Genomic DNA, 1,089 nt, shown 5'->3' with positions numbered 1-1,089 from the left:
GGGGAGGGTGGGCTCGGCGGTGAGCACCGCGAAGACCTCCGGGCGCGAGGGCGCCAGCGGCGGGCCCAGGCCCTCTCGCCATACCTCCAGCTTGGGGAGGGGGCCGTCCTTCCAGCCTTCGACGAGCACCAGGTCCACGGCGCCCGCGGAGCGCTCGAGCAGCGCTGGCAGCGCGTCCGAGGGCGCGGTGGCCGTCGTGAGCTGGACGCCCGCGGGCGTGGCGAAGCCTGAGAGCACGGCGCCCGCGTCGTGGTAGCGGGCGGTGTCGCTGCCGGGCCGGTGCAGCGGATGGGCGTCGGAGGAGTGCTTCACCACGGCCACGCGCAGGCCTCGCGTGGCGAGCTCGGGGACGAGCCGGGTGAGCAGCGTCGTCTTGCCGGCGCCGGACCAGCCCACCACGCTGAGCGCGGGGACGCGGCTCATGCGGGCGCCCCCACGGGGGTGAAGGTGGGCCGGTCGAAGAGCTCGACGTCGACGAGGTCATCCTCGGCGAAGTCCGCGCGGCCCGGTGGGAGGAGGGCCCAGCCCTCGCCGTGGACGTTCTGCAGCGTCTGCCCGGCGCCCTGGGGGCGGAGCACGGCGCGCGGCGCGAGGCCGTCCCGAGCCTCCAGGGTGGTGGTGATGAGGTAGGTGAGGCCCGCTTGCTTGTGGCGCGCTTCGGAGAGGTGGGCGCGGACGCGGCGGCGCGTCTCCCGCACGCCCTGGTGCTTGAGGAGGAGCGGGCGGGCGAACTGGTCGAACGCCACGGTGGCCGCGCCGGGATTGCCGGGCAGCACGACGACGGCGGTGTCACCCAGCCGGGCCACGGCCACGGGCTTGCCGGGCTTGAGCGCGACGCCGTCCACGAAGAAGCGGGCGCCGAGCGCGGCGAGCACGGGCTTCACCAGGTCCTTGTCCCCCACGGAGGCGCCTCCGGTGGTGATGAGGACGTCCACTTGCGGGGCCAGGCGGGTGAGCGCGTCGCGCAGGGCGCGCTCGTCATCGCGGGCGCGGGCGAGCTGGAGAACCTCCGCGCCGGCCTCCCGGGCGAGCGCGGCCACGAGGACGAGGTTGCTCTCGTAGACCTGGTGGGGCAGGGCGGGCGTGCCG

The 1,089-nt window shown here is 75.9% G+C and carries 2 protein-coding genes; both read right to left on the bottom strand.

Annotated features, from left to right (window positions below; genetic code table 11):
* Positions 1–423 (bottom strand): molybdopterin-guanine dinucleotide biosynthesis protein B (mobB, locus tag HV824_RS35820; RefSeq protein ID WP_176425273.1); only part of this gene is annotated, 423 nt, incomplete at its 3' end.
* On the bottom strand, positions 420–1,089 hold a 670-nt coding region (locus tag HV824_RS35815), incomplete at its 5' end, for a molybdopterin-binding protein (protein ID WP_255208626.1). The genes mobB and HV824_RS35815, both read right to left, overlap by 4 nt.

Origin of the sequence: Myxococcus sp. AM009 (assembly GCF_013372605.1) — a bacterium.
GTDB lineage: Bacteria > Myxococcota > Myxococcia > Myxococcales > Myxococcaceae > Myxococcus > Myxococcus vastator.
This window is presented reverse-complemented; position numbering and strand designations above follow the sequence as displayed.